The sequence below is a fragment of the Trujillonella humicola genome, from assembly GCF_046233715.1.
In the GTDB taxonomy this organism is placed as follows: domain Bacteria; phylum Actinomycetota; class Actinomycetes; order Mycobacteriales; family Geodermatophilaceae; genus Trujillonella; species Trujillonella humicola.
In genome coordinates this window covers 102823-112236 of record NZ_JBJNRJ010000011.1, presented here as the reverse complement: position 1 = coordinate 112236, position 9414 = coordinate 102823, and the positions used below count along the sequence as shown (strand labels likewise).

The window sequence follows — 9414 nt, the reverse complement described above, 5'->3', positions numbered from 1 at the left end:
GCGCTGCCTCAAGCGCTACGTCGTCCGAGAAGTCCACACCGCCCTGCTCGCCGACTTCGAACAACTCACCACAGCCGCTTGACGTCGATAGGAGCATCCTGCACCTGAACCCCGACACTCGGGCATCGAGCCGGCGGCCGGCTTCTCCTCCGGCACCTTCGGGCTCGAGCTGCGGATGCGGTCCCGGGAGGACTGCGGGGACTGGCGCTTCCACGGCCTGCCCACCCGGTGTCGAGCGCAGGCCGGTTCCTCTCCGACGACCGGGGGCCACGGTCCAGCCCCGCCCTCGAGCTCGTGGAGTGGTTCCGGCCGGCGACGACGGGTAGCCCCTACGGGACCCCCGCGCACCCGGGCATGGTCTCCCTGGGCCAGTCCGTCGCGGCCCTGCCCGCGGCCGTCAGGGGCGCGGTTGCCGCCGGTGGCGAGGTCGTCGACGGGACGACGGCGCGGGCGCTGCTGGGCGACCGCGACGGTTCCGGACGGCCGTCTCCGTGGACGACCTGGACGAGGCCGTCGCGGTGCTGCGCGAGCGGGGGTCGACGTGCCCGACGTGCACGTCTTCCCGTTGCCCGGCACATCGATCGGCTCTCTCCCGGAGCTGTTCCTCGCCGACCCCGACGGACTCACGGTCGAGTTCGTTCACCGGCCACCGAGGCCCTTCGCCCCCGGGGGCGGGGCCGCCAGCAGGTCCCGGCAGGCGCGCCACCCCGACCCTCCTCACGCCGTGGGACGCCGACCGGGACCGGCACCAGGCGTTCGGCCGGCTCGCCCGTCGGGGGGACGGTGCGGACCCGGTCGACGACTGCGGCGACGGACTCCGGACCCGGGCCGCCGTCGAGGCCCGTCACGGGGAGGCCTGCGGTCCCGGTCAGTCCGCCGGGACGACCCGTGGCATCACCGGCTGGTAGCTCGTCGCTCCGCCGTCGACGGTGAGCTGCGACCCGGTCACGTACTTCGACTCGTCCGACGCCAGGAAGACGGCCGCGGCGGCGATGTCCGCCGGCTCACCGATCCTCGGCAGCACCAACATGCCGCGGATGACCTGCATGTACGCGTCGTCGGCCAGGAGCTTCTGCATGACCTCCCCGCCGCTGTTGACGAAGCCGACGATGATGGCGTTGCACCGGATGTCGTCGGCGCCGTAGTCCACCGCCATCTGCCGCGTCAGGGAGTTGATGGCGCCCTTGGACGCCTGGTACGCCGGCCGCGAGCGCAGCGACCGGATGCTGGACGAGGCGGAGATGTTCACGATCGAGCCGCCGCCGGCCGCCCGCATGTGCGGGATGGCGTACTTGCTCGCCCACATCGTGCCGTAGAGGGCCGTTCGGAGGACGTAGTCCCAGTCCTCGTTCCGGATCTCGTCGACGTGGCTGTCCACGCCGCTGACCGCCACGTCCGTCGCCGCCGCGCTGTTGACCAGGACCGTCAGCGGCCCGTGGGCGGCGACCGTCGTCGCCACCGCGCCGGCGACGTCGCTCTCGACCTGGCTGTCGGCCGGGACGTAGGTGACGGTGCCGCCGCGCCGCCGCAGGCGCTCCTGCAGCGCCTCCCCGACGTCCTTCGACCGCCCCGTGAAAGCCACCGCGGCTCCCTCGGCGGCCATCATCTCCACGATGCCGGCCCCGATGCCGGCCGTCCCGCCGGTGACGAGCGCGACCTTGCCCGCGAGCCTCATGCCGGGACCTCCGTCCGGACGGCGCCGGCGGGCCGTCCGCCGGCGGTGCCGGGCTCCGCGGGCACCCTCACGCCGACGTTGTCGACCAGCGGCGTGCTGCCGAACGTGGCGGAGGCGAGGAGCCGCACCTCCCCCGCCAGCGTGGCCAGCGGGCGCAGGGTGTCGGCCTCGACCGCGACGACGTAGTCGGGCCGGCAGACCGGGTCCAGCTGCGCGGTGACGAGGTCGGTCACCGCCCGCGCGTCCCGCTCGCCGCCGCGCACGGCGTCGGCGCCTGCCGTGAGCGCCCGGAACAGCGCCGGTGCGGCCGCGCGCTCCTCCGCGCTCAGCCGGGCGTTCCGGCTGGACATCGCCAGCCCGTCCGGTTCCCGGAACGTCGGGCAGCCGACGACGCGGGAGGGCAGGCGCAGGTCCTCGGCCATCCGCTGGAACGCCACCAGCTGCGGCCAGTCCTTCTCCCCGAAGTAGGTCGTGCACGGCCCGGCGATGTTGAGCTCGGTGGCGACCATCGTCGCCAGAAGCTCCATGTGCATGCCCTCCGGCATGCCCTCGAGGTGGGAGACGAGTTCGGGCATCCGCAGCGAGGTGACCGGGGGCCGGGCATAGAGGTCCTGGCGCAGCGGCACGTAGAAGAGGTCGACGCCGGCCGACTCGGCGAGCGCGGCATCGCGCTGCATGTCCCGGGTGTAGCTCTGCACGCCGCCGTCGGCCCACTCGAGCTTCAGCGCCCCGTTCCAGAAGACGGCGACGACGTCGCACTCCTCGCGGGCCCGGCGGACCAGCGACAGGTGCCCCTCGTGGGTGCCGCCGCTGGTGCCGATCATCGCCACCCGCCGGCCCGCCGCCCGTTCGGCGTCCAGGATCGCCCGGATCTCGTCCTGGCGGTCGACGGTCCTCACGACTGCGCCCCGAGCGCGAGGGTGGCCGCTCGCGGCGCCGGGAGGTCCAGCAGGGTGTGCCAGCCCGCCGGCGCCGCGATCAGCCGCGGGATGCAGTTGACCGCGCGCGCCGCGTTGAGCTCGGAGACCGGCTCGCCGTCGCCGTGGGGCAGGTCCACGGTGCAGGTGACGGTCGGCGTGCCGACGACGCGCACCCGCCAGTTGGGCTCGTCCTGGGTCTGCCGCCAGCCCTCCCCCAGCCCCAGCCGCACGGTCTGCTCGTTGACCAGCCGGAAGAAGGGGACCTCGCCGGTGAAGGCGGTGTAGGTCCACCGCACGCCCGCCGGGGTGCCCGCGCGGACCTTCAGCCCGCTGGGCGCCAGCTCCATGTCCTCCGGCGACATCGCGTACTGCTTGTCGGTGAGCTGCACGTCGGTGAGCTCGACCCCCAGCCCGGCGGCCACGATGGCCGCCGACTGCCGGATGCCCCAGAGCCACAGCTCGTCGACCGGCGTCGGGAACGGCGCGTCGGGGTCGAGCTGGGCACCGATGCCCAGGCCGTGCTCCAGCTGCAGCGCCGAGGGGTAGTGCGGCACGAAGTCGCTCTGCTCCGCCTCGATGCGGCGGACCGCGCCGGAGTAGCCGGAGACGAACAGCGGCAGCACGTCGCTGATGAGGCCGGGGATGTTGCCGCCGGCCACGAAGCTCGCGTCGCCGTCGCGGCAGGCCGAGGCGATGACGTCGTGGTCGGGGCTGCCGGGGAGGAACCACCCGCCGATGCTCGAGTACACGTTGGTCCCCGCGGCCAGGAACCGGGCGATGGTCTCGGGCTCCCAGCCCGACCCGTGCCACAGCGCGCAGTCGGCGTGCAGGCCCACCAGTGCGGACACGTCCCGGGTGGCGGACACGCCCAGGGGGGCGATCCCGACCAGTTCCCCGGCGTCCCGCCCCTCCTTGGCGGGGTCGTGCACCAGCACCCCCACCACCTCGAAGCCGGGGTCGGCCGCGAGCAGACGCACGGCCTGCGACCCGACTCCCCCCGTGTAGCAGACGACGACTCGAGTGCGCATCGGAGCTCCTCCCGCGGGCTGCGCGTCGGTGCGCTGCCGGCGTCGCGACCATCGGTCCCGCGGCCCGCCTCGTCTAGATTGTGTTCAGCATGCTGAACAGCTGTGCGGTGCGGTCAGGAGGCGCGATGGACCCGGCGATGGCACGGGACGAGGACCTGACGGCGCGCGCCCGCATCCGGGGAGCCGCGTTCGCGCTCGTGGCCGAGCGCGGTGTCGCCGGGATGACGCTGCGCGAGGCGGCCCGGCGGGCGGGGGTCTCCCCCGGCCTGGTGGTGCACCACTTCGGGTCCCGCCAGGGCCTCCTGGACGCGGTGACGGAGTGGGTGGTGGACCGCCTGCACCGGGCGACGCGGGACTCGGGTGCCGACGTCGACCCGGTCGTGGCGCACCGCAGCCGGCAGGCCCGGTTCGACCGCATGGTCGCCGAGGTGCCGCACCTGGGCGACTACGTGCGCCGAATGCTGCTGGACGGTACCCCGGAGGGGCTGGCGTGGTTCCGCCGCGCGGTCGACCAGTCCGCCGGCGAGATCGCCGCGCGTGAGCGGCTCGGAACGGCGCGCCCGTCGGCCGACGTCCGGGCCGAGGCGGCTCTCCTCATCGTGCTCGGGTTCGCTCCCGTGCTCCTGCGTCCCTTGCTCGAGCACGCCCTGGACATGGATCTGCAGGACCCGACCGCGCGAGCCCGCTGGCGCCGTACGCAGTCGGAGATCCTGACGTCGGCGCTGTACCGGCCGTCGGGGGAGGTCGGCCCCGGGGCCGAGGAGGTTCCGAACCCGTCGGCGGACCGCAACTCAGGCCGCTGACGCTGAACAGTCGGATCATCGTCCGGCGCGGGCGCGTCGTCCCCGCTTCGAGCCGCCAACCACCCTCCCCGCTCCCGGAGAGCACACCGCAGAGGTGGCGGCGGACTGGCCGGGGACCCGCATCTCGGGGGACGGCGCAGCAGTGCTCCGGTCGCAGGTGACCGGCGAGCACTCTAGAGTGGCGCGCGACACACCTGACGACATCGTCAACTTCATGGAGGCACTCGCGTGCGTGTCCGGACGGCACTGCTGGCACTGGCGACCACCGCCCTGACGCTCATAGCGCACCCCCCGGTCGCGGGGGCGACTCCTGGGGCCGGCGCCACCTGTACGGACGTGTCCGTGCCCGCCGCCCTCGGGCCGGGGCTCCCGCGGACCGAGGTGCTGTACGGGCGGCTCTGCGTGCCGGCCGGCGGCCCGCCTCCGGTGCTCCAGGTGCTCGTGCACGGCGCCAGCTACGACCACGACTACTGGGACTTCCCGGGCTTCGGCGGCCGGTACTCCTACGTGCGCCACATGCTCGACGCCGGGTACGCCACCCTCGCCGTCGACCAGCTCGGCGTCGGCCGCAGCTCCCACCCCGCCAGCGCCCTGGTCACCCAGCCGGCCGCGGCACACGCGCTGCACGACGTCGTCCAGGCCGCCCGCGGCGGCGCGCTCGGCGCCGGCTTCGAGCAGGTCGTGCTGGTCGGCCACTCCTTCGGCTCGCTCACCTCGTGGCTCGAGGCGGCCACCTACGGCGACGTCGACGGCGTGCTCGCCAGCGGCGCCTCGCACCTCATCGGGGCCGGCGCGTTGTCGGTGATCCTGACGCGGGCGCGGCCGGCGCAGCTGGACCCGGTGACCGCCGGGTCGGTGCCGCCGCTGGACCCCGGCTACCTCAGCATCCCCGGCGCCCGGGCCGCGGCGTTCTACCACCTGCCCAACGCCGATCCGGCCGTCGTGGCACAGGACGAGGCGACGCGGAGCGAGATCCCCGCCGGTGTCGGGGCGACCATCCCGGTGTACGTGCCGGCCACGCTCGCCATCGACGTGCCGGTGCTGGAGGTGAACGGCGTGTACGACCTGCCGTTCTGCGCCCAGGGCGGCGGCGGCTCGCTCACGGACTGCTCGTCCGACGGGGCGCTGCACGCCTCCGAGGCCCCGTTCTTCGCGCCGGCCGCCGCGCTGGAGACGGTGGTCGTGCCGGATGCCGGGCACAACCTCAACCTCCAGCTCAACGCGGACGTCTTCTTCGACTCCGCGCAGGAGTGGTTCGAGCGGCGGTTCCCCGTCTGAGGCCTCCCGGCGGGGCGTGCCGAGCGGGACTTGACGCAGACGTCAAGTCCGGGGTGCAATGCCGGGGACCGCGGCTGCCGGACCGGGCGCCGCCCGCATCCCCCGGGGTGCAGCACCTCACCGATGGAGGACCGATGGACAACCCCTTCGCGCCGGAACTGCTCATCGAGGCCCGGGGGGCGGTCCGGATCGTCACCCTCAACCGGCCCGAGGCCCTGAACGCCACCAACGAGGCGCTGCACCGGGCACTGGTCCGCGTCTGGCGGCACCTGGCCGAGGACGAGGGGGCGCGGGCCGTCGTCATCACCGGCGCCGGCCGGGCGTTCAGCGCCGGCGGGGACTTCGAGCACTTCGTCGAGCTGTGGGACGACCGCGAGCTGCGCCGCGCGGAGATCGACGGCGCCCGCCGGCTGCTCAACGAGATGGTCGACTTCCCGCTCCCCGTGGTCGCCGCTGTGAACGGGGCCGCCGTCGGGCTGGGCGCGAACCTGGCCGTCTGCAGCGACATCGTCCTGATCGCCGAGAGCGCGTTCATCTCCGACCCGCACGTCGGTGTCGGCCTCACCGCCGCCGACGGTGGAGCGCCGACCTGGCCGCTGCTCATGGGCATGCTGCGCGCCAAGGAGTACCTGCTCACCAGCGCCCGCATCCCCGCCGACCAGGCGGTGGCGATCGGCCTGGCCAACCGCGTGGTGCCCGACGCCGACCTCCTCGACGAGGCGATCGCCCTCGCCGAGCGCCTGGCCGCCCAGCCCCCGCAGGCCGTGCAGAGCACCAAGCGGGCGCTGAACATGCACGTCAAGCGCGCCGTCGCCGGCGTGCTGGAGTACGCCCTCGGCGAGGAATTCGCCTCCTTCGACACCCCCGAGCACCAGGACCTGATCCGCGCCTTCATGGCCCGCTCGGCGCAGCGCGCCGCCGCGAGCCGCGCGTGACCGCCGTGGCGCCGGTCGACCGGACGTACGCCGACGACCTCGACGGCTACCGGACGGCGCTGCGGCAGGACCTGGCCGATGCCGCGTTCGACCGCTGGCGCGGCCTGCACGCGGTGTCCACCGAGGAGCGGATGGCCGAGCACGCCGGGCTGATGGCGGCGCTGTACCGGCGCGGCTGGAACCGCTACGGCTGGCCCGAGGCGGCCGGCGGTCTCGGCGGGGACGAGCGGTTCCGTGCCGTCCTCTACGACGAGCTCGCCGCCGCCGGGCTGCCCACCCCGGGGCAGACCCACCTGCTGGAGACGCTCGGGCCGCCGACCACCCGCTTCGCCCCCGAGCTCGCCGCGGCCCACCTGCCGGCGTACCTGCGCGGCGAGGAGTGGTGGGGGCAGGGCTTCTCCGAGCCCGAGGCCGGCAGCGACCTGGCCGGCCTGCGCTGCCGCGCCCGCCGCGACGGCGACAGCTACGTCGTCTCGGGCTCGAAGCTCTGGATGAGCCACGGCGCCACCGCGACCCGGATGGTGTGCCTGGTCCGCACCGGGACCCCCGAGTCCCGGCACCGCGGGCTGAGCATGATCATGATCGACGTCGACTCCCCCGGGGTCTCGGTCCGGCCGGTGGCCATCGCCAGCGGCGAGAACGAGCTGGCCGAGGTCTTCTTCGACGACGTCGTCGTCCCCGCCGACCGGCTGATCGGCGAGGAGGGCGGAGGCTGGGACGTCGCCATGTACCTGCTGCAGTTCGAGCGGGCCATGTACGCCTGGCTCTGCGCCGCCGAGGCACTGCGCCGGCTGCGGGAGCTCCGCGACCGGGTCACCGCCCGGGTCGCGGCCGGCCGGCCGCTGCCCGACGGGGCGGCCACCCGCATCGGTGAGGTCTACAGCGACCTGGTGGCGCTGCGGGCCCGCAGCGCCGACACCGTCCGCCGGCTGGCTGCACAGGAGACCGTGGGACCCGAGGCCAGCGTGGACAAGGTGCTGCTGGCGACCCTCGAGATCGGTCTGCACGACCTGGCGCGCGACCTGCTCGGCGAGGACTTCCTCTTCGGCGGGGACGCCGAGGCCCAGCAGTGGCGGACCGACTGGTGGTTCACCCGGTCGGCCACCATCCTCGGCGGCTCCTCCGAGGTCCAGCGCACCATCCTGGCCGACCACGTCCTCGGCCTGCCCAAGGAACCGAAGGGCTGACCGCCATGCCTGTCCACCCACCTGCCGCCGGGCCCGCTCTGGCCGACATCCCGCGGCTGAACGCGGTGCGGTACCCGGACGTGCCGGCCTACGTGTGCGGCGGGCGGCAGATCAGCCACCGGGAACTGCACCGGCGGGCCACGGCTCTGGCCGCGGCACTCGGCGCGGCCGGCCTGCACCGCCAGGACCGGATCGCGCTGTTCGGCCGCAACTCCATCCCCTTCGGCGAGGTGCTCGCGGCCGGCCAGCTGAGCGGGCTGATCGTCGCGACGGTCAACTGGCGCTTCGCCGGCCCGGAGGTCGACCGCGTGCTGGCCGACGCCCGGCCGCGGGTGCTGTTCGTCGACCGCGAGTACCTGCCGCTGGTCACCGGGACGGCGGCCAAGCACGGCATCGAGCGGATCGTGTGTCTCGACGCCGAGGACGCCGCGGACGCCGCTGACGCCGCGGGCATCACCGGCTACGAGGCGTTCCTCGCCACCGGGGCGGGCGCACCGCTGCCGTTCACCGCCCGCCCCGACGACATCGCCTGCCTCATCTACACCAGCGGCACCACCGGCCGGCCGAAGGGCTGCATCCTCGGCCAGCGCGAGCTCTACGCCGGCGCCCACCTGATGAACGTCGAGCTGCGCAGCGGCAGCGACGACCGGATCCTGCTGGTCATGCCGATGTTCCACATCGGCGCGATGGCCATGCAGCTCGGCGTCCACGCCCGCGGCGGGACCGTGGTGCTGCACCGTCAGTTCGACCCCGCGGACCTGCTCGACACGGTCGCCGCCGACGGCATCACGGTTCTGCATCTGGCGCCGACGATGCTGCAGGCGGTGCTCGACGCCGCGGCTGCGCGGCCGGAGGCACTGGCCGGGGTGCGCACCGTCGTCTACAGCGCGGCACCGATCACCGCGCCGACGCTGGAGGCCGCCCTCGCCGCGATGCCCGACGCCGGTTTCCTCAACCTCTACGGGCAGACCGAGGTGATGACCTCCGGGCTCCCCCGCGAGCTGCACCGCGGCACCGGCCCGGCCCGCGACCGGCGGCTGACCTCGGTGGGCCACCCGTTCCCCCAGGTCGTGCTCCGCATCGTCGACGACGAGGGCGCCGACTGCGCCCCGGGAACGCCGGGCGAGATCGTCGTCGCCTCCCCCGCGATGTTCCGCGGCTACTGGAACGACTCCGCGGCGACCGGGAGCACCATCCGGGACGGCTGGTGCCACACCGGTGACATCGGCGTCGTCGACGACGAGGGCCTGCTCCACCTCGTCGACCGGAAGAAGGACGTGGTGATCTCGGGCGGGGAGAACGTCTACTCGCTCGAGGTCGAGGAGGCCGTGCTCAGCCACCCGTCCATCGCCGCGTGCGCCGTCGTCGGCGTCCCCGACGACCGGTGGGGGGAACTGGTCACCGCGGTCGTCGTGACCCGCGACGGCGCCGGGGTCGAGGCCGGGGAGCTGCGGGAGCACGTCGCGACCCGGATCGCCCGCTACAAGGCACCGCGCCGGGTGGAGCTGGTCGACGCGCTGCCCGTGCTGCCGACCGGGAAAATCGACAAGAAGGCGCTGCGGTCGCGGCTGACCGCGGGCGGCTGACG

Annotated in this window: 8 protein-coding genes; 5 read left to right on the top strand and 3 right to left on the bottom strand. The window is 74.3% G+C overall.

Annotated features, from left to right (window positions below):
• Positions 1-868: 868 nt before the first annotated feature.
• Genes ACK586_RS08645 through ACK586_RS08635 form a run of 3 tightly spaced genes read right to left on the bottom strand, consistent with a single transcriptional unit; the run spans position 869 to position 3623 of the window.
• Entirely contained in the window at positions 869-1675 is an 807-nt protein-coding gene (locus ACK586_RS08645) for an SDR family NAD(P)-dependent oxidoreductase (protein WP_409330060.1), read from the bottom strand.
• Entirely contained in the window at positions 1672-2574 is a 903-nt protein-coding gene (locus ACK586_RS08640; RefSeq protein WP_409330059.1) for a pantoate--beta-alanine ligase, read from the bottom strand. The genes ACK586_RS08645 and ACK586_RS08640 overlap by 4 nt, the downstream gene beginning before the upstream one ends.
• Positions 2571-3623, bottom strand: coding sequence for a hypothetical protein (locus tag ACK586_RS08635; protein WP_409330058.1), 1053 nt, complete (start codon positions 3621-3623; stop codon positions 2571-2573). Before ACK586_RS08635 ends, ACK586_RS08640 begins: the two co-directional genes overlap by 4 nt.
• Positions 3624-3748: 125 nt before the next feature.
• Between ACK586_RS08635 and ACK586_RS08630 the strand changes: the two genes are divergently transcribed.
• From ACK586_RS08630 to ACK586_RS08610, 5 genes are all read left to right on the top strand, one after another.
• Positions 3749-4426, top strand: coding sequence for a TetR/AcrR family transcriptional regulator (locus ACK586_RS08630; RefSeq protein ID WP_409330057.1), 678 nt, complete (start codon positions 3749-3751; stop codon positions 4424-4426).
• A 342-nt stretch (positions 4427-4768) separates the two neighbouring features.
• A complete protein-coding gene (locus ACK586_RS08625) occupies positions 4769-5704 on the top strand; it encodes an alpha/beta hydrolase (RefSeq protein WP_409330056.1) in 936 nt (311 codons plus the stop codon).
• Positions 5705-5838: 134 nt separating this feature from the next.
• Entirely contained in the window at positions 5839-6639 is an 801-nt protein-coding gene (locus tag ACK586_RS08620; RefSeq protein WP_409330055.1) for an enoyl-CoA hydratase/isomerase family protein, read from the top strand.
• Entirely contained in the window at positions 6636-7826 is a 1191-nt protein-coding gene (locus ACK586_RS08615; protein WP_409330054.1) for an acyl-CoA dehydrogenase family protein, read from the top strand. Before ACK586_RS08620 ends, ACK586_RS08615 begins: the two co-directional genes overlap by 4 nt.
• 5 nt (positions 7827-7831) lie before the next feature.
• Positions 7832-9412, top strand: coding sequence for a class I adenylate-forming enzyme family protein (locus tag ACK586_RS08610; RefSeq protein WP_409330053.1), 1581 nt, complete (start codon positions 7832-7834; stop codon positions 9410-9412).
• Positions 9413-9414 lie beyond the last annotated feature (2 nt).